The following is a 23,012-nucleotide window of genomic DNA, read 5'->3' as shown; positions in this document are numbered from 1 at the left end:
ATCTCGATGGGGTCAGCTGGCGGGCACAGATTTAGTGAGCTCATCCCCAAGCGCCTCAAACTCGTCACCTCTTGACCAGACCGCCGCGGACCGCAGAATTTTCGCAGAACCCTATCCGCATGGGAGACAGACAGGGCGGTCAAAATATGACCTTGCCTTCCTTTAACCGGGCGATCTCTTCAGAGTCCATTCCCAGCAAGGTTGCCAAAATTTCATCGCTGTGCTCGCCGATTCGCGGTGCACCGCGATAGTCGGGTTCAATGGCGCTAAACTTCACCGGCAGCCCAGGCACGGCGCGCGCACCGGACTCGCCATGCTCTCGCGTGATCATCATCTCCGAGGCGCGGAACGCCTGGTCGGCGGCCAACTCGTGGGTATTGTACACCGGTCCGGCTGCCAGTCCTCGTTCACGCAGCCGCCGCACCAACTCGTCGCGGTCGAGATCGCGCGTGCGGGCGGCAACTTCATTTTCGAGCATCTCCACATTGCCAAGCCGCTCGGGAAGGTGCGCGTAGGCGCTATCCGATGCAAGCGAAGGCACACCGAGCACCTCGCACAAAGCCGCAAATTCAGCGTCGCTCGCGATTGCAATTGCGACCCATCGATCTTCCCCGGCCGCGGGAAAGACACCGTGCGGCGCCATCGATGGAGTTCGATTTCCCTGCGGGCTCTGTTCGCGCCCGTTCAAGAAGAAATCCATCATCGCCTCCGGGATCATCGTCGTCACCATTTCGGCCATCGACAGATCCAGATACTGGCCTTCCCCGGTGCGGTCTCGGTAGTGGAGCGCAGCGAGCAGAAAGAAGACCATCGCGGTTCCCACCGCGAAATCCGGCCAGGTCCCCCCTATTCCGCATGGAAAGCTCTGCGGGTAGCCGGTCAGATGACACAGTCCTGCGAATGCCTGCGTCGTGGGTCCAAATCCTACCGTACGCGCGAAGGGTCCATTCTGACCCAGCGGAGTGCCCGACAACATGATGATGTCAGGCTTGAGCCGGCGGATACTTTCGTAATCGAGTCCGTACTTCTGCATGTTACCCACCGTGAAATTCTCGGTAACGATGTCGCTGTATTGGACCAGCCGTCGCGCGATTTCCTGCGCCTCGGGCCGCGATAGATCGAGCGCCAGGCTCTTGCGGGAGAAATTTATCGAATGAAACACGCCCGAGAGGTTCGGTCCGATCACGCCGTCGGTGCCGGTCAAAAACCGCACCAGATCAGGCGCGCGCATGCTTTCAACCCGTATTACCTCCGCCCCCAGCGCTCCCAACCAGGCGGTGGCGTGCGGGACTGCAAAGATCCATCCAAAGTCGAGCACGCGGACTCCGTCGAGCGGCAGACGCTTTTTCACACGATGTGCTCCGTAGCCAGTCGCTCTAGCTCGACCTGGTCGAGACCCAAGCGTTCTCCAAAGATCTTGCGGTTGTGCTCGCCCAGGCGCGGCGCAGGGCGCTTGATTCGCCAGGGTGTCCTTCCAAATCTGCACGGTGCACCGGGCGTACGAATCTGCTTCGCGCTCGGATGGTCATGCTCCTGGAAAAAGTCGCGCGCCTGGTATTGCTCGTTCTCCGCTACCTCACGAACCGTATGCACCGGAAAACATGGTACGTGCTGAGCCTGCGCGCGCTGGAAGGCCTCCTTCTTGGTGATGTTCGATAGCCAGTCGTGAATGGCGGCCTCGATGACGTCGACATGCGCGGCTCGGTCAGCGGCAGTTGCAAAAATCTCGGCCTCCATCCACTCGGGCTGGCCTATGGCCGCTTTCCATCCATTCCAGAATCTCTGCGTTCCCGCGTTGAAGCTCACCCAGCCATCTGCACATGGATAGACCCACTGTGCGCCCGCCTTTTTGCGAATGCTAAGCCGCTGGTATGCGGGCGCCCGAGGAGATTCGTGAGTCGAGCCTCCGAGATTGGGCCGGACCATGCTAACCATCGCCAGCCACTGGCTTACGTCCACATGTTGGCCCGAGCCATTGCGCGCGCGATCGAACACCGCCACCATCGCTGCCGCTGCAGCGGTGTACCCGGTGAGATAGTCCGACTGACGCCCTGCGAGCTTGAGGGGCGGCTGAGTGGCTGGATCCGTAACCTGATGCCAAGGCGTTTCGTAACCGACGCCGCTCATATGGGTGGCAACCAGATCTCCGCCCCGAAGATTCCGGTACAGGGAGTCTTCTCCAAACGGGGTCAGCGAAACGACGATGAGTTTTGGAAAATGCTCGGTCAGCCTTTGCCACGAGAGATCGATTCGGTCGTTGAGCGATGGAGGGTTGGGATTGAAGAGGACGTCGGCTTGCTCCAGCATCGAAAAGAGGATTCTGCGGGCCGAGGAGTTTTCGAGGTCGAGCGTGACGCCGAGTTTGTTGGTGTTCAAAAACAAGTGGAGCCCTCCCGTCTCCAGATCGCGCCGATCGTCGCGGAAGGGCCCGAGCTGACGCTCTTGCGCGCCGCCCCGCGGCGGCTCGACCTTGATAACTTCAGCTCCGAAATCGGCAAACGACTTCGCCGCCATCGCCGCAGCCAGAAATGGCATCGAGTCGAGGCAGGGAAGCTCGACCACGCGAAGGCCCTCGAGCGCTTCAGGCAGCGGTTGGCGGCTCACCGTGGCACTCCCTGACGCATAGCCTCGAGGAGACCCAAGAGCTGAGCCATCGAATTGATCACGTGGTCGGGCCGGTGCTGTGGATGATTCTTAAGATACGAAAACGACGCAGCTCCGGTCGCAACTCCAACTGTCCCTCCAAACCCGGCTTGCTGCGCGGCCATTATGTCGCGAGGCTCATCGCCCACGTACAGGCACGCCGGCGGCAGTACCGATACCCTCATTGCGGTCTGCTTCAGCAACTCGGTTTTGTCGAGCAAGTCTTTCATCGATGAGGTCGGTTGTGTGACGACGTGGTCCAGGTATGCGGCCAGGCCCACCATCGCAAGCTTCTCGATCAGCCGCCGAGCCTCTCCTGGACGACTGGTCACCACTGCAGTCGCGTAGCGTCTTCGTTTGAGTTCGGCCAGCGTCTCCGCCACGTGCGGCAGGACCTCCAGTCGCTCGGTCTTGTCGATTTCCGTCATGAAATAGGCAAAGGCCAGCTGGACATACTCGGGTCGACGATTCTCCGGCACGCCAAGCCACACCTCGTTGCGGTTCAGTGCCTCGCGGTATTGCTCGGGCGTGAGATCGGAGTGGTGCCCGATGTCTCTGAGTGCGTTGCGCGCGGCGATGTAGAGCGGCCCGTGTATATCGACGAGGGTTCCGTCGAGATCGAAGAAAATCGCCTTGAATTCGCGTGCAGCCAACCTGCTGGTCCGGGTCCCCTGATGCGTTGCCCTTTTGAACCCTTTTGCTTCGCAACTTGTCAAGCTCGCATCGAAAAAGCGCTCCCCGGTTGATCGAACGAGAGCTGCCCAAAAGCCTCCGACGAGTCTCTACCTCGGGGAAAAACCTCGTCCTCCTCCGCTTCCCTCCCTCGCCGCGGGACCATCGACGACACCCAGGGGAGGTAGCGAAACAATGCCCAACGCCAGGGCGGTTGCCAGGTCGCGCTTCCTCAGCGCCAGCAGGAATCTGCCGTGCATTTGGCTGTGAAACATCAGGGCACCGCCGCGCCCGATGGCCGACAAGTGCGCCGTGACAGCCAAGACTGCCGCATCAGCTTCATCCAGAGATTTCGCCGCCGGTGCGGTCAACCGGCAACTCCGGGTCAGTCGCGCAAGGATCGCCCGTCTCGCTTTTAAAGCCGCCCGCCGATCAGACTTGGGCGGTAATCGCTCGGACGCAGCCTTCCACAACGAAAACACCAGATACGGGTACGACTCGAAGCTGTCGACGCCGAGCTGTTCGAGCGCCCGGTGGGTGGCAAAGCCCGCGAGCATGAAGCGCGTGAAGAGCCACCCGCGACCTCTGGGCACCGACATTGTTCCCTTGTCGGTCAGGCGAAGCTCGTGGGCGATGCGGATGAGGTGCGGCTTGCACGCTGTCGCGCTCGCACATCGAGCGAAGTAGTCAGCCGCTGGGGTCGGAAAGAGCGCGAGCCGGAGGTACTCTGCGGAACTTCGGGCGCGATTTATTGCGGCAACCACGCGGCGGAGCATGAGATCCAGATCACGCTGGCGCGACTCGCTCCGGACGACGCATGGCGCACGCGGTGAATCGACCAGCGCGAGCGACCCCGGCCCGAGTTCGGGGAAAAATTTCGAGATACTTTCAGCGATTTGGGCAACCGGATGCGTGGTCGCGGGGAAGATCGGTACGCGCGCCAGGCGGAGCGAGTTCGCTCTGCCGTCCAGCATCGCGACATCGAGATAGTCTTCGCCGACATCGATACCGGCTACCGGCTGGGTGGAACCGATCGCATAGCGGGTGATTCGTCCTGGGAGGGATACAGCAGCAGGTATTCGCGGCGCCCACCGATAACCTTCTTCACGTAATCGCGCGTCTCTCGATAGCCGATATTCTCGACCCATTCGTCGTCGTCTCCGGGAAATCTGCGGGTCCACCCCTCGACCGCATGCTCGCCCCCATTATAAGCAGCTACCGCTTTGAACCGATCTCCCTGGAACAGCTCAAAAAGATTTTTCAGATATGCGGTACCGAGTCTGACGTTGGTCTCGGGATCAAACAGATCGGGTGACGACTGTTCGCCCACCTGGTGAGCAACTCGGTCCCCGGTCGAGGGCAGCAGCTGCATGAGCCCGCGCGCGTCGGAAACCGACCGCGCGCGCGGGTTGAACAGGCTTTCCTGCCTGGCCAGGGCGAGCACCAGCCACGGATCGAGCGATTGCTGCTCCGCCAGGTGCGAGAAGAGTGCCCAGTACGCGCGTGGATAGCGAACTCGTTCCGCCACCCCGGCGGTCAGATGTCCATTCTTCGACATCCGGGTCGCAGCAACGATTGCGTCATACCAGGCGTCCGCCGCTTGTAGTCCTGCCAGGATAAATTCCCGCAGGGAATGTTCCTCGCCAGCCGCATCTTCCAGGGCGCGATATTCGCCCGCCTGAAGGTCCGAAATGCCAAGCGCCCGCAACGCCAGAATGCGGCTTAAATGAAAGCGTACCGTGGGCGACGCGCTCGGGGGCGTGGGCTCGATGCTCAACTCGGGCAGCGACGCCGCCGCAAGCTCTGCGTGCACCGCGGGCACATGCTCTGCGGCCAGCGCCGGATAGTAATTGCTTTCCACGCTCTGCGCGAGGCGCGCATAGATTTCGTGCGCGCCGGCGGTGTCGCCGATTCTTTCCAGCGAGCGCGCACGCCAATAGTCAAACATTTCGCGCTCCCCCGGACCCTCGGCTCGCTTGCGCATCGCGGTGAAACTCGCGATTGCTCGCGGGTACTGGTGCGCCATGTACAGCGACCAGGGAATGCGAAAACGGGCGTCTTCCGCCGCTTCGGTCCCCGGATAGCGCTCAACCAGCCGGCCATCTTCGGCCCGGGCAGCATCATAGTTTTGCTGTTCTTCGTAAATTCGGCCGATTCGAAGCATTGCCGCCGACGCGTGGCTGCTCGACGGAAACTCCGCGATTACCTTTTCGAACAGGGCACGCGCGCGATCGGGCTCATCTTCCTTCCAGTAAACCAGCGCGAGGTCATAGAGCACCGCCGATGCCTCGGGGCCGAGTGGCGCGATTGAAAGGTAATCGAGCAAGGCGCGCTTCTGGCGATCGCTGTCGGACTTCGAGGCTTGCGCTTGGATCCACAGAAGCTCTGCGCGATCCGAGCTCGTGGGTGCCAGAGCGAGCGCCCGTTGAGCCTCATCAAACGCCAACGAGGCGAGTCCTTCTCGCAACAGCAGGGCAGCTTCGCTTCGATGGTAGGTGAAGGCTGGGACGGTAGAGACCGAGGGGTTTGCGGCCCGAATCGAGTAAGCCAGCCCCCGCGCCTTGGAGTCCGCGTCGCTCCGTGGGTAACTTTCGCGAATGGCCATCGCGTGCTGGTAGGCTTCTTTGTCCAGCCCCATCGCGCGCTCCGCCTGCGCCTGCACGAATCGTGCATTCTGGCCCAGGGAAGCGTCGCTCGTGGTGGCAACCACATGCGTCGCTACCGACAGTGCGTCGGCATTGCGGCCGAGGTTGAGAAATATCTGCGCCAGCTTTAGTTCCCCAGGCGGGGTCAAAACACTTTGCGGATATTCCGCCCGCAACCTCTCCAAAGTTGCCGACGCGCCCGTAAAGTCCGCCTGCGCCGCCTGCGACTCGGCCAGATAGAAAAGTGCGTAGTCGCCCAGCCCAGGGTAGTGGTCAGCGGCCAGGGTCAGATCTTTGATCGCGCGCGCGTAGTCATGGTTCATGAAGGCCTTGTACCCGGTGGCAAAAGCCTGCCTCGCGTCGGCCGACACGATTTCAGGTGGCAGTGGCTGTGCGGCGGGGGACGCGGCCGCGGCGCCGGGGGTCGTCTTGGCAGGCATCGGCTCAGAGGTCACCGGCTGCGATCGGGCGGTCGCGGTAGCGCACCCGGCAATCGCGATTGCAAGGAGAATGGTGAGCGCGATCCCGGGTCTGCGGTGTATTTCCACTGGATCGTGGTTAGCGTACCAATCAATCCGCTTCAATTGGGGGTTCGGTTCCGACCCGCGCGTCCTCTTCGAGGGAAGGGGGCGGGCTCCATGTTCCAAGATCATCGCCACTCCGTTCGAACGACGACTGTCTTTCAATTCCTCAGCGCGGATTGATCCGCGATCGCTTGCGAGACCCATTTCCGTCTGGCAACACTCGACCCAGCCCTCACCACCATGTCGCGCAAACTCATTCTCGCATCAGCATCGCCGCGTCGGCGGCAATTGCTCAGCGCAGCAGGCCTGAGCTTCGAGCTCGCTGAGAGCGGGGTCGAAGAACGTCGTCAGCCCCAGGAACACGCCCGCGAATACGCGCTACGGATGGCACAAACTAAAGCCCTGGCAGTTGCGCGCCGTCATCCCGATTTTATCGTCCTGGGCGCGGACACCGTGGTGGAATGCGAGGCCGAAATCCTCGAGAAACCCGTCGACGCCGCTGACGCGCAGCGCATGTTGACTCTTCTCGCCGGCCGCCGGCACGTGGTCATAACCGCTTTCGCGGTTGCCCACGACAGGCGCCTCGTCGAAAGCGAAGCAGTGGAGAGCGAGGTTTTTTTTCGTCCCTTGTCCGAGACGGAAATCCGCGACTATATCGCCAGTGGCGAGCCATTCGACAAGGCCGGCGCATATGGAATTCAGGGCATCGGGGGAAGCTTCATATCTAGAGTCAACGGATCCCGCGACAACGTGATGGGGCTTCCTGTGGAGAAGGTTCTGGCCGCGCTGCAGCGATGTGGAGTCGCCAGTCCCACCTGATGTTGTCAGAGCATGAAATCGGGCGCCGACTTGCCGAAGTGAACGATCGCATCTCCGCAGCAGCTCGACGATCGCCGCGGGATCCGGGCGCTATCTGTCTGGTCCTTGCCAGCAAAACCCAGCATCCGGAAGCGATTGTCGCCGCCTATCGCGCTGGGGCGCGACACTTCGGTGAAAACTACGTGCAGGAAGCCATGGCCAAGCGGACCAGGCTTCAGGACTTAGCCGACCTTCGATGGCACCTGATTGGCCACCTGCAAAGCAACAAGGCGCGACCCGCCGCCTCGATGTTCGAACTGATTCACAGCCTTGATAGCAAGCGGCTCGCGCAGGCATTGCACAAAGTGCACCCCATACCCCCAATCCGCGTACTGCTCGAAATCAATCTCGGCGGTGAGACGAGCAAGCGCGGAATCCCGCCGGGCGATGCCGAGCGGCTGGTCGCGGAAATCCGCGACCAGGTTCAGGTCGCTGGGCTGATGGCGATACCGCCGCCGGCGCCACGCGCCGAGCACTCCCGGCGGTACTTCTCGCGCCTGCGCGAAATGCGCGATACTCTCGCCGCGCGCAGCGGATTGCGCCTCGCCGAGCTTTCGATGGGTATGACGGATGATTTCGAAGTCGCGATCGAAGAAGGCGCCACCATCGTGCGGGTAGGACGCGCGGTGTTCGGCGAAAGACCGCGGTGAAAAAACTTGGCTTCATCGGGGGCGGCAATATGGCGGAGGCGCTCGCGCACGGGCTGGTCGAGCACAAGGTATTCCGCGCCAGTGATTTGATCGTCTCTGATATCGCGCCGGCGCGGCGCAGCGCCCTCAAGCGCAGGCTCAAGGTTGAAACCACCGCTGATAACTTGCTGATCATCCGTCAGGCGCGCGCAATCGTGATTGCGGTAAAGCCACAGATCATTGATGAGGTCCTGAGCGAAATCGGGGCCGCTCTGAAGCCAGACGCGAAAAGCCATCTTTTCATTTCGATCGCAGCCGGAGTTCCCAGCGAACGCATATGCCGGTTTCTCGGCGCCCGCGCCCGAGTCATCCGCGTGATGCCGAACGCGCCCGCGATGGTGGGACAGGGAATGGCCGCCCTAGTCCGCAGCAAAGGTGCCAGCAAGGCCGACGAGTCGTTCGCAATGCGCATTTTCCAAGCAGTGGGGGACGCGGTCGCCGTCAGTGACGAACGCCTGCTCGATGCGGTCACTGCGCTTTCCGGTAGCGGCCCCGCATATGTCTATGTATTCGCCAAAGCGATGGTCGATAGCGCTATCAATGAGGGTCTCCCACGCGACCTGGCGCTACGTATGACGCTGCAAACCCTTCGCGGCGCTGAACACGTGATGCGAGGGTCAAAGCGCGAGGTGGCCGAGCTTATCCGGGTGGTCGCATCGCCGGGCGGAACCACCGAAGCCGCGCTCCGCCGATTCGCGGAGAGCGGATTTTCTGATATCGTGGCCCGCGCAATTCACGCCGCGGCCGATCGCTCTCGCGAACTTGGCCGGGTAAGCTGAGGCGAAGCGTCGCACTTGAGTCCCTGGGTAAATCTAGTCCTCTTCTTCAGGAACGTCCTGGAAGGATTGCTCAACATCTACTTCTGGATTGTGATAATCGCGGCGTTGCTCACCTGGATTGAACCGAACCCCTACAACCCAATCGTCCGCTTCCTCTACGGTGTGACGGAACCGCTCTTCGGGTGGGTGCGGGATCACCTGCCGGTGTTCTTTGGCGGAATCGATTTTTCCCCTCTGGTCGTAATCGTCGCCATAGAGTTCGTCCAAATGTGGCTGATTCCCACCGTGGTCCACGTTCTCGTTCCGGGGTTCGCATGACCTTGATCGGCACTCCAAGCCGAGGAGTGCTGGCTTTCAGGCGAATCAAAACCGAATTCTTTCCCTCGACGTTGACACGGTAGGCGAGGGTGATTACCTAAATGGTGAGTAGGGTCGCATTCGCGCGACTGGCAGTCTGAGACCGCAAATGCCAATTTACGAATACAAGTGCAACAAATGCGGCGTCGTCGAGGTGATGCAGCGTATCACTGAGGCGCCGCTAAAAAAGTGTCCAAACTGCAAGAGCAAGGTGGAGCGGATGATGTCGCGGAGCTCCTTCGTGCTCAAAGGCACCGGTTGGTACGCCACCGACTATGCAAACAAGGGCAAGGACCACGCTCCGGCGTCTGAAGACGGCGCATCGGCACCGAACGGCAGCCCGAAGGGCGAGTCGCAGAGCGAGTCCAAAACTGAAGCCAAGAGCGAGGCAAAGACTTCTACCGAGTCCAAGCCTTCCTCTTCCGAGAAGACGACCCCCGCTAAGTCTGCAGATTAGCACCCCAACCGTCACGTGGGGTGGCATGTCCCGCGCTCTTTCTGTTTGAATGGGGCCGATCGCGCGAATTTGATTCGCGCCGCTCCTAGCCATGCGCGCGCTCGTGGTCGACCCAAAACTGATCTTCCGATCTGATAGCCCGAATCCGGCCCCGACCGCGCGTGAAACCATCGTGCGTGTCTCCATGGCGGGAATTTGCGGCACCGACCTCGAGCTTATGCGCGGGTACATGGGTTATCGGGGAGTACCGGGCCACGAATTCGTCGGTCGAGTGACAGCGACGAACGATCCGAAACTTCGCGGCCAACGCGTGGTTGGCGAAATCAACACCGCTTGCGGCCGCTGCCCCTATTGCCGTAACGGCCTCGCGCGTCATTGCCCGGACCGCACAGTGCTCGGGATTCTCGGCCGCGACGGCGCCTTCGCTGAATACCTGTGCCTCCCAAACGAAAATTTGCTCCCAGTTCCGGATTCCATCCCGGACGAAACTGCGGTCTTCACGGAACCGCTGGCGGCCGCCTACGAGATCTTCGAGCAGCTCCACGTCGCCCGCGATCGTACCATCGTCGTGTTGGGTGATGGACGGCTGGGTGCGTTGATTGCCCTGGCGCTGAAGCGCGAGGGCTACCTGCCCATCGTGGCGGGCCACCATCCCCAAAAGCTCGGCCGGCTTGTGTCGCTGGGACTTTCCACTTCCCTCGAGCAGGATCTGAAGGAAAGGTTCGATTACGTGGTCGATTGCACCGGCCACGGTGACGGATTGCGCCGCGCAACCGAGTTGGTCAAACCGCGCGGCACGATAGTCCTGAAGAGCACAGCGGCGACCGGCGCGACGCTCAACCTGGCGCCCCTGGTAGTAAACGAAATCACCGTGGTCGGGTCGCGATGCGGACGGTTAGCGCCGGCGCTGGCGGCACTTGAAAGCGGCAGGCTCGATCCCCGGCCGCTGATCGATGGGACTTTTCCGCTCGAGGAAGGCGCTGCGGCAATGGAAGCGGCGGCAAAATCTTCCAATTTCAAAATTCTTCTCAAACCGTCGTGAGCGAGCGGGTCGTTCGAAAAGCGTCGGCTCGTCCCGCCATCATGCCATCAAGGCTTCGACATGCTTCGTCCAACATTGCGGTCGGCATCGATACCGGTGGAACTTTCACCGACTTGATTGCCATCGTCGACGGAGCCCTGCGTGTTCACAAGGTTCCGTCGACCCCCGACGATCCCGCACGAGCGGTCCTGAAGGGCCTGCGCGAGATGCTTCCCGACACTTGGCCCAGCCTGGTCACCTACAGCTCCACGGTCGCGACCAACGCCCTCCTGGAGCGCAAGGGAGCGCGAGTCACGATCCTTACTAACGCCGGGTTCGAAGATTTGATCGAAATCGGCCGACAGAATCGTGACGATCTCTATGCGCTGGCGCCATCGCGACCTGAGCCCCTGGTGCCGCGCATGCGGCGAATCGGTGTCCATGAGCGGACCCTCTATGACGGTAGGTCGCTCACCAAGCTGAGCCGGCGCGAAATCGCACGCGTCGCCAATCTCGCGCGACGTTCCGGCGCAGACTCGTTCGCCGTCTGCCTCCTGCACTCCTACGCGAATCCAAGGGCGGAAGAGGGGCTGGCGCGCGCACTGGCCGCACTTCGCCGGCCGTTGTCGGTCTCGCACCGTTTGCTCTCGGAATACCGCGAGTACGAACGCTTTTCGACCGCGGTGGTCAACGCCTACGTCGCGCCGAAGATGGCGTCGCATCTGGAAAATCTGCGTCGCAATCTCCGCGGCGCGCGCTTGCGCATCATGCAATCGAACGGCAGCGCCACCGGGGTAGAACTGGCGCGCGCCGAACCAATCCGGACTATTCTGTCAGGTCCGGCCGCGGGCGTAGTCGGCGCCGCCGCGCTGGCCCGCGTCATCGGTACCGATCGTTTCATTACCTTCGACATGGGTGGTACTTCCACCGACGTTTCCCTCTTTTACACTGCAGCCCGCGTCCGAACGCTGAGCTATCCGGACGGATATGCGGTCCGCGCGCCGGTAATCGACATTCATACGGTCGGGGCGGGGGGCGGATCGATCGCGCGGGTCGATGCAGGCGGCTCTCTTCGCGTCGGCCCTGAGAGCGCGGGCGCGGACCCCGGACCCGCCTGCTACGGACGTGGGACCGCGCCAGCGGTAACCGACGCGGATCTGATCGCGGGCCGCCTGGTCGCAGGGAATTTTCTAGGCGGTCGGATGCGCCTATATCCGGACCGGGCCCGCACTGCCGTGCGCAAGATCGCGGCCGTGATGAAGACCAGCCTGATTGCGGCTGCCCGCGGCGTGATTCAAGTCGTCAATGCCAACATGGAGCGCGCCCTTCGCGTGATCACTGTGGAGCGCGGTTTCGATCCCCGCGATTTCGTGTTGCTCGGCTTTGGCGGCGCGGGGCCGATGCACGCGGCCGAGCTCGCGCTGGATCTGGGTATCCGGCACGTTGTGTTTCCGAGAAATCCAGGGCTGTTATGCGCTTGGGGAGCAATTGGCGCGCCGCTGGGGCGGGAATACTCGACGACGGTGCGCGAGGTCGATCCTCCATACGCGCGCCTCATGCAGCGCGCGCGGCCGCTGATCGTCCGGGCGCGGCGCGAGCTTGCAGGCGAGGGCGCACCCCGCTCGGCGTTCGCGGCCGAGGTCCATCTCGACATGCGCTATCGCGGACAATCCTACGAGCTCGAAGTGCCGCTAACGCGGAATTTCAAAGATGCCTTTCATGCCGCCCATCGTCGAACTTTCGGACACAGCGCATCAGAAGCCGCGGTCGAGGTGGTTAATCTGCGGTTGCGCGCCAGCGCCGCAGACAAGCCCCCTTCGCTCGCGAAGATCCCCCGCCAGCGGGGGGCCGCATCTCCACTTGGGCGGGCCGACGTGCTCGTCCGCTCCCGCCAACGCCGTGCCCCGGTGTTTGCACGTGACTCGCTGGGCGCGGGCGCGCGCATCCGCGGCCCCGCGATTGTGGTCGAGCTGAGCGCGACCGCCTACGTCGCGCCCGAATTCACGCTGCGGGTGGATGACTACGGTAATCTGCATCTGGAGGCAGGGCGATGAAGCTCGATGCGGTGGCGCTCGCGGTAATGAACAACCGGCTGGCCGCGATTGCGGAGGAAATGGGAGTGGTGCTCGGTCAGACCGGCTACTCACCCAATATCAAGGAGCGCCACGACTTTTCTTGCGCCTTGTTCGATGCGCAGGGTGAGTTGGTCGCGCAGGCCGCGCACATACCCGTTCATCTTGGATCCACGCCGCTATCGGTACGTGCCGCGATCCAGCACCTCGAACTCTACCCAGGCGACATCGCCGCGCTCAACGATCCCTTCGCCGGCGGCACCCATCTTCCAGATCTCACCCTGGTGATGCCGATTTTTCTCGGCAGAGACCGCCGCCCATTTGCGTACGCGGCCAACCGCGCGCATCACGCCGACATCGGCGGCATGGCCCCGGGGTCAATGGCCCTCTCCACTGAGATCTACCAGGAAGGATTTCGCCTGCCGCCCGTGAAAGTCGTCGAGCGTGGCACCGTGTCGCGTGATGTGATGGCACTCTTTCTCGCCAACACCAGAGTGCGCGAGGAACGTGAAGGCGACCTGCGCGCGCAAATCGCCGCGCTTCGAGTCGGCGCCGACCGTCTCCGCGCATTGGTCGGGAACTCGGGACGCATGGTGGTCAGTACCGCGATGAACGAGCTCAAAGACTATGCGGCACGGCTGATGCGGTCCTCCTTGCGCGCTCTCAAGCCTGGGTTGTACCGGGCCCGCGACTTTCTCGACGACGACGGCTTCGGCACCCGACGAATTCGGATTCAGGTAAGCGTCCGGATTCGCGAGGGTCGTGCGCTCGTTGATTTTACGGGATCGGCGCCCCAGGTCCGCGGCTCGGTTAACGCCAACTACGCGATCACCCTGTCCGCCACCTTCTACGTTATGAAGTGCCTGGCCTCGGAAGCCGTTCCCGCAAACGAAGGGCTGATGCAGCCGATCAAGCTGGTCGCGCCCTTGGGATCGGTCGTGAATGCGCTTCCCCCTGCTGCGGTAGCGGGCGGCAACGTGGAAACCTCGCAACGCATAGTCGATGTCCTGTTCCGTGCACTAGCCAAGGCCGCACCAGCTAAAGTGCCCGCGGCAAGTTCGGGATCGATGTCCAATCTGACGATTGGCGGATTTGATCGCTTTCGAAATCGTCATTTCTCCTACTATGAGACTATCGCGGGTGGCGCCGGCGGTGCTCCGGGCCATGCGGGCGCCTCTGGCATCCATACGCATATGACCAACACTCTCAACACGCCGATCGAAGCCCTCGAAGCGTACTATCCGATGCGGATTACTGAGTATCGGATCCGCCGCGGCTCAGGTGGACGAGGAAAAGCGCCAGGTGGTGATGGATTGGTTCGCGAGCTCGAATGCCTGGTCGAATCCAACGTCAGCCTGTTGACCGAGCGACGCGCGCTGCGACCCTGGGGACTCGCGGGAGGTGGCGCGGGCGCCTCCGGCGCGAACTATCTGGTGCGTGGCAAGCGGCGCACCGGGCTAGCCGCCAAGACCAACGCGACCCTGCAGCCGACCGATCGGGTGCGGATTGAAACCCCCGGCGGCGGTGGCTGGGGTCGTCCCTGAGAAAACCCATCTCACCCGCGCCCGCCGACCACGGTTCACGCCCGCTTGGCGGGTTCGAAGACTGCGCGCCGTTCAGATGACTTTGGCGTTGCGCAGGCGCGCGCAGGCAGCCGCATCGATTCCGAGTTCGTCCAGAATCTGGTCATTGTGCGCCCCGAGGGCGGGCGATCCGTTCCGTATGCGCACGGGTGTGCGGGAAAATTTCGCGGCCGGTCCGGTGATCGGGGCGCGGGAGCCGTCCTCCTGAATCGTCTCCTGTAACATGTCGCGCTCATGCACATGCGGGTCCTGCGCCGCTTGCGTGTAGGTATTGACCGGAGCACATGCGATACCTTCCCGCGCGCAAATCGCCACCACCTCGTCGACCGTCAGATCTGCGCACCACTTCGCGGCCATCGCATTGCATTCAGCGCGATGCTTCATACGACCCGGGATAGTCGCGTATTCAGGATCGTCCGCCAGGTCATCGCGTTCGCAGATTCGCGCCAGCACTTTCCAGTGCGTATCCAGCAGGATTCCCATCATCACGATGCCATCGCGGCAATGAAACGTGTTGCAGGGAATGGAGAAGGTAAATTCGTTGCCCATCCGCGGCATCGGCGCCCCGAGCGCGCCCAGCGTGAGGTAACCGTTGGATTGAAAAATGGCCGCGTCCAGCAGCGACACATCGCAGTGCTGTCCCTCGCCGGTGCGCGCGCGATGTTGCAACGCCGCGAGCGCTGCGATCGCGCCGTGCAGTCCCGCCAGGTCATCGCAGAGAAAAGTTGGAGCCTTGCTGGGCCCTCCCTCGACCGGCCCATTGAGCGACATGAATCCGGACATGGCCTGCGCAAGTGGATCGTAGCCGACTCGGTCGTGAATGGGGCCGAACTGTCCGAAGCCGCTGATCGAAACATAGATGATGTCGGGCTTGACGCCGCAACACGCGGCATAGCCAACTCCCCACCTGTCGAAGGTGCCGGGTCGGAAGTTCTGCACCACGATGTCGGCCTTCCGGGTGAGCTTCAAGAAAATCTCGCGCCCTTGCGGTGTGCGCAAATCGAGTGTGAGGCTGCGCTTGTTGCGATTTACCGTGGCCTGAAGAAAGCTTATCGGGCGGTTAGCGCCCGGCAGAAATGGCGGGATTCGACGCCCCACTTCCCCGGCTGGGTCTTCGACCTTAATGACATCCGCGCCGAGATCGGCCAGCACGCATCCACACATCGGACCCGCCCAGCTGGTGGTGGCCTCGAGCACGCGGATCCCGGCAAGCGGTCCCGGCAGGTCCTGGCGCGCATCGCGATAAAAGTCCGACTTTTCCATCGACCGCTCCTTTCTCGAAGACCCGCGGATGTTACTGCGCATCGCGGCGATCGGACAAACCGACTGGCGAGGATTTCGCCCGCAGGCTAGCCTTAGGTCGTTTCGGAGCGCTTCTCTTTCCATGGCTGAGACGCAATTTTTTGTGGGCGTGCACGGGGTGATCGCGAACCGGGGGCGATTGCTGGTGCTCAAGCGCTCGCATCGCGCGAACTATTGTCCCGGCACCTGGGATCTGCCCGGCGGTCATCTGTCGTTGGGCGAGAGCGCCGAGGAAGGTTTGCTTCGCGAAATCAAGGAAGAGACCTCGCTCGACGTGGCAGTCGATCGGCTGCTCGGGCTCCACAACATGATCGATGAACCCTATATGCAAGCCCTGTACGCCTGTAGGCTGACCGTGTATCGAAGCCTGAAACTTCAACCAGAGGAACATCTCGAAGCGCGTTGGGTGTCGCCGGCAGAAATGGAAGACCTCGAGCTGATTCCATACCTGAAGCAAATCCTCACGCGCGGAATCTTGGCGTATGTGAAATGACTATTCCCTCCTGAGGCACCGGTCCGGCCTCCGTGGACTCGACCCCGGCCAGCATTCTCGCGTTTGCCAACCGCAGAGTGTTAATGCGAGGCTCATCCAACCTGAAAATAGTAATCGTGCTTAAAGGCCTTCTTAGCTCAATCTGGTGGACGAGCGGCCATCGTCAACAATCGGAGGACGAATCGAATGTCACAATCAGTTGGCGAGGTCTTGCTGGTCGGAAGTGTGCCGCTCGATTCGGCCGAGGAGGTATTCAAAACCTGCGCGGAGGGTTTGGGCGACCACCTCAAACTCTACCCTGATGGTGAAGTCGGCGCGCGCAAGAACTGGATCCAATGTCAGGCAAAATTTGTTTTCGACCGCCATCCGGCGATCGACACTGTCAAACGGCCGCGCTCGGACGATGGATTTCCAAGAGAGTACGACGATAATTGGACCTTCCGATTACGGTCCGGCACAGAGGGCATCCAGTTTGACGACCTCAAATACGCGGGCTGGGCGAGCGAGTCGTACGCGACTTTCCATAGGTTGCGCGCGCAAGGTGCTATTCCCCGAGGAGCACGTTTCCAAGTAAGTTTGCCAACTCCGGTGGGCGGCTCTACTCCGTTCTTCGACCAGCCGCGGGACCGCGAGCGCGTTTGCGATGCTTACGAACTCGCGATGATGCGCGAGGTTGGTGAAATCTGTCGCCGGATTCCGTATGAAGATCTGGCTATTCAATGGGACGTGTGCGTCGAGATTCTGGAGATCGCTGCTGCCGAGCAAACGCAAACCCATGCCGGTGACGGACCGAGTCTCGCTAACCTCTTGACGCCCGACCCTTGGATCCGGGCAGCCGCTCAATTCGAGCGGATCAGCACGGCTGTCCCGCCAGCAGTGATGCTTGGCTTTCACTTCTGTTACGGGGACCTGGCGCATCATCATCTGGTAGAGCCAGAAAACCTCGCACTATCAGTTCGGATGGCGAATCTGGCGATTTCCCACTCAGTTCGGCCGGTCAGCTGGATTCATATGCCCGTGCCGATAGGCCGAGCCGACGAAGCGTATTTCGCGCCATTGCGCGAGCTCTCGAGCCGCGACACTGCCGTCTTTCTCGGGCTCATTCATTTGCACGACGGGGTCGAGGGTTCGGTCAAGCGGGCGGAAGCAGCAAAGAGCTATCTTCAAAATTTCGGTGTAGCGACCGAATGCGGTCTCGGCCGGCGCCCCAGTGAAACACTGGTCGACGTTCTGCGCATCCACCGAGAGGTAGCAGATCGGCTAGCGCGTCGATTCTAAGACGAACACAACATTGGCGCGTTAGCTCTAGGCCACATCCTAGCGCCTTTGTGCCAGTCGGCCGCGCCAATAGCCGATGAAGTTCGCGCATTCCAACTCGTGATAAATCGTGCGCTCTGCATTTCCACGTAGTGCCGCGGCGGTCATTCGCACCAGGTTCTTTACGAGCTTGTCAATTCGATTGTGACTCCGTCCACCTGCGATCGCACTGCCGAATCCGTAGGCGAAACTTTTGCGGAGCAAATAGGCTCGCGTCATCCGTTCGGGCGCAATCAGGTGATGCACGATGGCGCGCGGCGCCAGCCCCATCGCGCCACCGTGAGCGAGTATTCGTTCGAACAGCTCGGTGTCCTCACCTGAGATCGGATTCCCGCCCACGACTCCAAGGTCTTCGCGAAACTTGCCGAAGCGTTCGAAAGCTGACCTGCGAAACCCGACGTTGGCACTGTAATAGTTGGCCAGCACCTCTGCCTGCTCGACCGGGACGGCTTCGATCTGCTCGCGAACGTGGACCGCGAGCTTGACCCACAGGCTTGGCCCTAGCCAGGCGGGCGGCGGCGAAGACCAGCGCGGCAGTACCATCCCGCAGGCGCCATCGAGGCCGCGGCTCTGGAGCGCTGCCAGCATCTCTATAGCCCACGATGCTTCCGCGGTGGCGTCGTCGTCGATGAAAAAAATGAAATCGCTCGCCGCTTCCGCTATCGCGCGATTCCGCGCGAAGCTGGATCCCAGGTGAGGCTCGAGAATCCGGCGCATCGCGAATGGCGCTGCACTTGCCGACGATTCCACCACCTCGGCGGTTGCGTCAGTTGATGCATTGTCAATGACCAGGCAATCGAGCTCCGTTCCTGACGGGATCTTCAGTGCGGCGATACTCGCCAGCGTGTCGCCCAGGGTGGCCGCGCGATTGTGCGTCGGAACTGCTGTCGTGATCGTAGTTGTCAACGGCGAGAGCGCTTCACCGCGCAGCGGCCATACTAGCGAAACAGCGCGCGACGCCGGAGGACCGGGCGTCGCGCACCATTTGTCCGAGCGCCAGTGACTGCCCCAGCTAATGCTTGGGTGGTGATGGCAGCGGCGGCATCGATGGCGCGGCGGCTGCGGCAGGCGAGCCGCTTGCGGCAGGGGGTGCACCCGGGCTCGCGGACGCGCTGGCCTCCGGCGAAGGAGTCGGCGTCGGGGGCTTGGGCAGCGGTGCGGACGATTGCGTGAACACAACCTGGCTCACGTTCAGGTCGGGCGTCGCCTTCTGCTGCACATCGGCCGGTGCACTCAGACGGAAACCGAAGGTGCGGGTCTCGCCGGGAACAAATGGTGTGACCGGACGAACGAAATCGGTAAATTCAAACGGCGTCGCCACCGGTGTGTGGGTTTCCGAGTAAACGGACTTCTTCTTGGCTCCCTTGCCCTCGTAGTAGGTGACGGTGAACTGGATCTCGTCAATCGCTTTGTCGCCAGTGTTGGTGAGCTTGCCGAAGATTCCAGGCACCCGCGAGGCCGCCATCTTCATATCCACGTCGGTGAGCCCGATCTTGGAAATGTATGCCTGTGACTCGGGGAGCTGGTTCTTGACGTTTTGAATCGTTTGCATTTCGCGATTGTAGAGGAACTTCAACCCCGCGTTTCCGGTAGCCTGCTCCTTGTCCAGTTCAGTTATTGCATTCTGGTAGATGGAGAGCGCCTTGTCGTAGTCGTATTTGTGGAACGCGTCGATGGCGTCCTTGCGCATCTTGGCGATGCTTTCCTTAGCCGGAAAGTCCACGTACACCCTCCAGTCATCGCCTACCTTTGTCAGGGCGATGTTGTCGTCGTAAACGAGCTTCGGATAGGTCTGGTCGTTAACCTGTTTCTGCGCGATGGAACTGGCGGCGTCGTTGGGACCCATGGTGGCATCGATGGTCCGTTCCCACAGTGCCAGGTCCGGCCGCGTAACTTTGACCGTAACGTTCGCTTTGTCGCCCTCCACCTTCGCGTCGCCAACCTGATAGTCGGTCGCGTGAAGAACGGTTTTGAACCAATCGCGGCTGACGTCGGCGGCCAGAGGAACCTCAGTCAGAAATTGATCCATCGTCCGGTCGAGCTGGTCCTGATGCGACAGCAGCTGGTAGGCGGCCGGATAGTTGTAAAATTTGAGGGCCTCCAAATAAGACTGGGCGCTATGCTGCGGCGTTTTCCCCATGCATCCGACGACCAGCCCCGAAGCGATCGCGGCCAGGCATAGGTATAGACGCGGTACAGGAAATCCAGGTTTGCGCATGGTAGAACTCCCCTCCCCAGGGTCGCCAAACGCTACGGATTCTAATGCCTCGCCGCCCAAAAACAAGTTCCGGTTGAGTGAATGGCCCTCAGGGCGGCTCAGCAGGGGAGGCTCAAACGGGTCTCGCTTCGTTATGTCGAGGCGTCGATTTCGAGAAGCGGCCACCGAATGACGTGACCAGGGCACTGCCTCCCAAGCCTCGTGGTCGCGCGATCCTTCAGGTTTCGTGCGCCCGCCTTGAGTGCGGTCGTTCGAACGATCCAGCAAAGCGCGCGTGCACCGGCTTTGCGTCCTCGCGCGCTCCTCTGGCTACTCTTGCTCATCGCGAAACGTAGTAGCGCGAGTGCTCATAGTGGCGGGATGTCCTGTCGTGTGCCGTAGGGTCGTGTGCCAGCGGCTCGCCATGCTCAAGAAACCTGCCCCAGCATCTGCTTCAGCTCGATGACGTTGCCCTCCGGATCTCGCACATAGATTGACTTGCCCATTCCACGCGCGCCGTAGCGGTCGGCCGGCTCTCCCATCACCTCAACTCCGCGGGCGCGCAGGTAGACTGCGGCCGCGTTCAGGTCGTGCGCTTCCACGCCGAGGCAGAAGTGATCCACGTTGAGGCCCTCCTCCGCCCGCCCAGCCTTCGCGGGAACCAGATCGATCATGCTCCGACCAGCCCGAAGCTGAACCAGACCGAGCTGAGCGATGCGCCGCTCCTCGGTGAGTCCGAGAATGCGGGTGTAGAAATCAAGGGCCCGCTCCAGGTTGCGGCAGCTGAGAACAACGTGATCAAGCTCGGCGACTTTGAGGGGTCTATCCATCGCGATACTCCCGGACGATGCCGGGCCCTTCCGGGCGCGGAGGAAAGGTGAATCGTCTCACCTCGGTCGCGCTCACCGCGTCCTCCACCATCCGATCGACATCGAACCGCGCCTCCATCGCTTCGACCTCGGCCAACCGCGCATGAGTTTCCGGATGTTCGGGAACAAACAGCGTGCAGCAGTCCTGGTCGGCTAGGATTGAGGTTTCGAAGGTGCTTATCGCGCGTGCCTGTTCGACTATCTCGTTCTTGTCCATCCCGAGCAGCGGACGCATCACCGGAAGGCGGGCCGCGTTCTCAATCACCGCCAGGTTGTCGAGGGTCTGCGATGCCACCTGCCCGAGGCTTTCACCGGTCACCAGCGCGCGTGCGCGAAAGCGGACCGCTAACGCGCTGGCGATGCGCATCATGAAGCGCCGGTACATCACCACCCGCAGCGGGCGCTCCGAACGTGCCACGATTTCTCGTTGCAGCATCCCAAACGGCACCAGCGCCAGCGTGGATCGCGTCTGGTAGCGAGTCAGCTGGGCAACCAGGTCGGAGGCTTTTTCAAGGCTCGCCGCCGACACCAGCGGATACGCATGAAAATGCACGAAATCGAGCATGAGTCCGCGCCGCATCATGCGATAGGCTGCCACGGGCGAATCGATTCCGCCGGAGATCAGGGCCAAGGCTCGCCCCGAAATTCCGACCGGCAACCCGCCGGGTCCGGGAATCTTGCCGGCCGAAACGAACGCGCCATCAGCCAGGATTTCAATCGAGATTGTCAGCTCGGGATCGTGGAGGTCGACACGGTAGCCAAACGCATCGACGATCGCCGCGCCCACTTCTCGGTCCACCTCCATCGAGTTCATCGGAAAGCGCTTGTCACCGCGCCGGGTCCTTATCCGAAAGCTGTGCGCCGGATGTTCCCGCGCGCGCGCGATCGCCTCGGCCTTGATCGCTTCCATATCCAGGGGCACGCGATAGCTGAGCGAGAAGTTGGCCAACCCGAAAATCCCCGCTGCCCGCGCAATCGCGGCCGCGTCGTCCATTTCGTCGGGCAACTCCACGATGATGCGCGGTCCCTCGCTGCGTATCTTGCCGAGCCTCACGTCGGCGAATACCGAACGCAGGTTGTGCCGCAGCTGCTCTACGAAGCGCCACTGATTGCGCCCCTTCAGGGCAATCTCATGATATCTCCCGACCAGGTAACGCATCGCGGTAACCCGAGCTTACGCGCAGCATCGCCGGTGATCCAATGAGACCGCTTGCATGGGATAGCCGTCGCGTGATGATTTGGAGCGATGGGTCTGCCCACCACCGCCGGGAAACTGGGCCGCAACCGCCATCATATAGAACGGCTGCGCCAGGTCCTCTCCAAGGAAATACCGGTTCCGCGCGCAAAGCTCGCCAACAATGCCAAGGGGGCCGCGGTACTGGTCCCGATTTTCGAACGTGACGGCGAACTTCACGTCGTCTACATTCGGCGCGCTGACCATGTCGCCAGTCATCAAGGGCAGGTTGCCTTTCCGGGCGGACGAGTCGACCCTAGCGATGCCACCCTGCTCGAGACCGCCTTGCGCGAAGCACAGGAAGAAGTCGCGATCGATCCGCTCACCGTGGACGTGCTTGGTGCGTTTCCGGAGATGAGTACGCTGACCAGCGGAATTATCGTCGCTCCCTTCGCGGGGGTCATTCCGGCAACGACCGCGCTGCGCCCCTGTCCCAAGGAAGTAGCGGAGATTTTCGATGTCCCTCTCGGCGCCCTGCGCGATCCCCGCTATCGCGGTCACTACGAGTGGGGTGGCAACCGTTCCAAGTTTCCCGCGATTCTGTACGGCGGGCAGACTATCTGGGGATTAACTCTCAGAATCACCGAGAACCTGCTCGCCATTCTGAATTCGGTCCCTTAGCCGGTTCTTGTATTTGCACTCTTAGTGTAATAATTATCTCCGCGTGGTCGCCACCAGCGTCGTCCCTAAAGATGGACGTGCCGCGCGCAGTTATCGCGCGCGCCTGGCACTCGCCGACGCTCTCCTGGACCTCCTGAACGAAGGGGTGGAGCGACCCACCGCGGCGCAAATCGCGGAGCGGGCGGGCGTCTCGCTGCGGCTGGTCTTCCATCATTTCGACGATCTCGAAGCCATCTATGCGAGCGCCGGGGATCTGCAGATCGAACGGGTGCGGACCCTCAGCAAGCCGGTCGACTCCGCCCTGCCCTTCGAAGAACGGGTGGCGACGTTTCTAAAGATCCGTGCCCGCGTTTTCGAATACGTATCGCCGGTGCGGCGCGCGAGCCTTCGCCGGGAGACCTCATCGGCTGAGATCTCTCGCCGGATGCGGGTGGAGCATCAGCTGGCACGCGAACACACCCTGCACGCGTTCGCTGTCGAAATTGCAAGGGCTCCCGCGGGGCAGCGGGCAGAGGTTGCCGCGGCGTTGGACGGCGTCACGAGCTGGGAGATATGGGAATTCCTGCGCACGCGCAGTGAACTTTCCGTCAAACAGGCAAGCCGGATTGTCGCGCACATGGTCCGCGCCATTCTGATCGGAGGAAACTAGAGAAGCGCTCAAATTGCAGAGGAGTTGGAG

22 protein-coding genes are annotated in these 23,012 nt (G+C 61.8%); 12 read left to right on the top strand and 10 right to left on the bottom strand.

All coding sequences use genetic code 11. The features are described from left to right. Nucleotides 1–139 precede the first annotated feature (139 nt). From VGI36_08335 to VGI36_08315, 5 genes are all read right to left on the bottom strand, one after another. Nucleotides 140–1,351, bottom strand: coding sequence for a CoA transferase (locus VGI36_08335; GenBank protein ID HEY2485143.1), 1,212 nt, complete (start codon nt 1,349–1,351; stop codon nt 140–142). Continuing rightward, nucleotides 1,348–2,604 (bottom strand): CoA transferase, encoded by a 1,257-nt coding sequence (locus VGI36_08330; protein HEY2485142.1) that lies wholly within the window; start codon nt 2,602–2,604, stop codon nt 1,348–1,350. Before VGI36_08330 ends, VGI36_08335 begins: the two co-directional genes overlap by 4 nt. Then, nucleotides 2,601–3,296, bottom strand: coding sequence for an HAD family hydrolase (locus VGI36_08325; protein ID HEY2485141.1), 696 nt, complete (start codon nt 3,294–3,296; stop codon nt 2,601–2,603). Before VGI36_08325 ends, VGI36_08330 begins: the two co-directional genes overlap by 4 nt. A gap of 129 nt (nt 3,297–3,425) precedes the next feature. Further along, nucleotides 3,426–4,289 carry a hypothetical protein gene (locus VGI36_08320; GenBank protein HEY2485140.1) on the bottom strand — a complete coding sequence of 288 codons (864 nt, stop codon included), beginning with the start codon at nt 4,287–4,289 and terminating at the stop codon, nt 3,426–3,428. Between the two features lie 38 nt (nt 4,290–4,327). After that, a complete protein-coding gene (locus VGI36_08315) occupies nt 4,328–6,400 on the bottom strand; it encodes a transglycosylase SLT domain-containing protein (protein HEY2485139.1) in 2,073 nt (690 codons plus the stop codon). Nucleotides 6,401–6,724: 324 nt separating this feature from the next. Between VGI36_08315 and VGI36_08310 the strand changes: the two genes are divergently transcribed. The 8 genes from VGI36_08310 (at nt 6,725) to VGI36_08275 (ending at nt 14,261) form a co-directional block, all read left to right on the top strand. Then, nucleotides 6,725–7,303, top strand: a complete 579-nt coding sequence (locus VGI36_08310; GenBank protein HEY2485138.1) for a Maf family protein — start codon at nt 6,725–6,727, stop codon at nt 7,301–7,303. Next, complete coding sequence (locus tag VGI36_08305) at nt 7,303–7,992, top strand: YggS family pyridoxal phosphate-dependent enzyme (GenBank protein ID HEY2485137.1); 690 nt, start codon at nt 7,303–7,305, stop codon at nt 7,990–7,992. The genes VGI36_08310 and VGI36_08305 overlap by 1 nt, the downstream gene beginning before the upstream one ends. Continuing rightward, nucleotides 7,989–8,810, top strand: coding sequence for a pyrroline-5-carboxylate reductase (gene proC / locus VGI36_08300; protein ID HEY2485136.1), 822 nt, complete (start codon nt 7,989–7,991; stop codon nt 8,808–8,810). Before VGI36_08305 ends, proC begins: the two co-directional genes overlap by 4 nt. 15 nt (nt 8,811–8,825) lie before the next feature. Then, nucleotides 8,826–9,128 (top strand): YggT family protein, encoded by a 303-nt coding sequence (locus VGI36_08295; GenBank protein ID HEY2485135.1) that lies wholly within the window; start codon nt 8,826–8,828, stop codon nt 9,126–9,128. A gap of 148 nt (nt 9,129–9,276) precedes the next feature. Next, nucleotides 9,277–9,624: a zinc ribbon domain-containing protein gene (locus tag VGI36_08290; protein ID HEY2485134.1), complete on the top strand. Its 348-nt coding sequence runs from the start codon at nt 9,277–9,279 to the stop codon at nt 9,622–9,624. 91 nt (nt 9,625–9,715) lie between these two features. Beyond that, nucleotides 9,716–10,666 carry an alcohol dehydrogenase catalytic domain-containing protein gene (locus tag VGI36_08285; GenBank protein ID HEY2485133.1) on the top strand — a complete coding sequence of 317 codons (951 nt, stop codon included), beginning with the start codon at nt 9,716–9,718 and terminating at the stop codon, nt 10,664–10,666. A 41-nt stretch (nt 10,667–10,707) separates the two neighbouring features. Further along, a complete protein-coding gene (locus VGI36_08280) occupies nt 10,708–12,699 on the top strand; it encodes a hydantoinase/oxoprolinase family protein (GenBank protein ID HEY2485132.1) in 1,992 nt (663 codons plus the stop codon). Continuing rightward, on the top strand, nt 12,696–14,261 hold the full coding sequence (locus tag VGI36_08275; GenBank protein ID HEY2485131.1) for a hydantoinase B/oxoprolinase family protein: 1,566 nt from the start codon (nt 12,696–12,698) through the stop codon (nt 14,259–14,261). Before VGI36_08280 ends, VGI36_08275 begins: the two co-directional genes overlap by 4 nt. A gap of 72 nt (nt 14,262–14,333) precedes the next feature. Here the strand turns inward: VGI36_08275 and VGI36_08270 are convergent, their stop codons facing one another. Beyond that, a complete protein-coding gene (locus VGI36_08270) occupies nt 14,334–15,563 on the bottom strand; it encodes a CoA transferase (protein HEY2485130.1) in 1,230 nt (409 codons plus the stop codon). Between the two features lie 121 nt (nt 15,564–15,684). On the opposite strand from VGI36_08270, the gene VGI36_08265 reads away from it, so the two are divergent. Beyond that, the gene (locus tag VGI36_08265; protein ID HEY2485129.1) at nt 15,685–16,095 is read left to right on the top strand and encodes an NUDIX hydrolase; all 411 of its coding nucleotides are present in this window, start codon (nt 15,685–15,687) and stop codon (nt 16,093–16,095) included. Nucleotides 16,096–16,281: 186 nt separating this feature from the next. Continuing rightward, nucleotides 16,282–17,373, top strand: a complete 1,092-nt coding sequence (locus VGI36_08260) for a hypothetical protein (protein HEY2485128.1) — start codon at nt 16,282–16,284, stop codon at nt 17,371–17,373. 39 nt (nt 17,374–17,412) lie between these two features. Here the strand turns inward: VGI36_08260 and VGI36_08255 are convergent, their stop codons facing one another. The 4 genes from VGI36_08255 to thiI form a co-directional block, all read right to left on the bottom strand. Then, complete coding sequence (locus VGI36_08255) at nt 17,413–18,318, bottom strand: glycosyltransferase (GenBank protein HEY2485127.1); 906 nt, start codon at nt 18,316–18,318, stop codon at nt 17,413–17,415. A gap of 106 nt (nt 18,319–18,424) precedes the next feature. Then, nucleotides 18,425–19,630, bottom strand: a complete 1,206-nt coding sequence (locus VGI36_08250) for a hypothetical protein (protein ID HEY2485126.1) — start codon at nt 19,628–19,630, stop codon at nt 18,425–18,427. Between the two features lie 407 nt (nt 19,631–20,037). After that, the gene (locus VGI36_08245; GenBank protein ID HEY2485125.1) at nt 20,038–20,439 is read right to left on the bottom strand and encodes a VOC family protein; all 402 of its coding nucleotides are present in this window, start codon (nt 20,437–20,439) and stop codon (nt 20,038–20,040) included. Next, a complete protein-coding gene (gene thiI, locus VGI36_08240) occupies nt 20,432–21,637 on the bottom strand; it encodes a tRNA uracil 4-sulfurtransferase ThiI (protein HEY2485124.1) in 1,206 nt (401 codons plus the stop codon). Before thiI ends, VGI36_08245 begins: the two co-directional genes overlap by 8 nt. A gap of 87 nt (nt 21,638–21,724) precedes the next feature. On the opposite strand from thiI, the gene VGI36_08235 reads away from it, so the two are divergent. Next, a complete protein-coding gene (locus VGI36_08235) occupies nt 21,725–22,333 on the top strand; it encodes a CoA pyrophosphatase (protein ID HEY2485123.1) in 609 nt (202 codons plus the stop codon). Between the two features lie 43 nt (nt 22,334–22,376). Next, nucleotides 22,377–22,982 carry a TetR/AcrR family transcriptional regulator gene (locus VGI36_08230; GenBank protein HEY2485122.1) on the top strand — a complete coding sequence of 202 codons (606 nt, stop codon included), beginning with the start codon at nt 22,377–22,379 and terminating at the stop codon, nt 22,980–22,982. The last annotated feature ends 30 nt before the right edge of the window (nt 22,983–23,012 follow it).

The sequence above is a fragment of the Candidatus Binataceae bacterium genome (assembly GCA_036495685.1).
Taxonomy (GTDB): Bacteria; Desulfobacterota; Binatia; order Binatales; family Binataceae; genus JAFAHS01.
This window is presented reverse-complemented; position numbering and strand designations above follow the sequence as displayed.